This window comes from Pseudomonas sp. ICMP 10191, assembly GCF_001467335.1.
Taxonomy (GTDB): Bacteria; Pseudomonadota; Gammaproteobacteria; order Pseudomonadales; family Pseudomonadaceae; genus Aquipseudomonas; species Aquipseudomonas cerasi.
In genome coordinates, this window is record NZ_LKGW01000089.1 from 1 (window position 1) to 232 (window position 232).

The following is a 232-nucleotide window of genomic DNA, read 5'->3' on the forward strand; positions in this document are numbered from 1 at the left end:
CCGTAACCGTGCTATGGATGACCGCCGGTTTATTCCATCAATACGCTTCGGGGCTGGGCGAGGCTTTTTCGCGCTTGCGCTACCTGATTGTTGGCGGTGATGTGCTGGACCCGACCGTTATAGGCCGGGTGTTGGCGAATGATCCGCCACAGCATCTGCTTAATGGCTATGGCCCGACCGAGGCGACGACCTTTTCCGCGACCTGCGAGATTGTTTCGGTCGGCAATGGCTC

General features: G+C 58.6%; 1 protein-coding gene. It reads left to right on the top strand.

From position 1 onward, the window contains the following. On the top strand, window positions 1-232 hold a 232-nt coding region (locus AO388_RS07785; protein WP_153003979.1), incomplete at both ends, for an AMP-binding protein.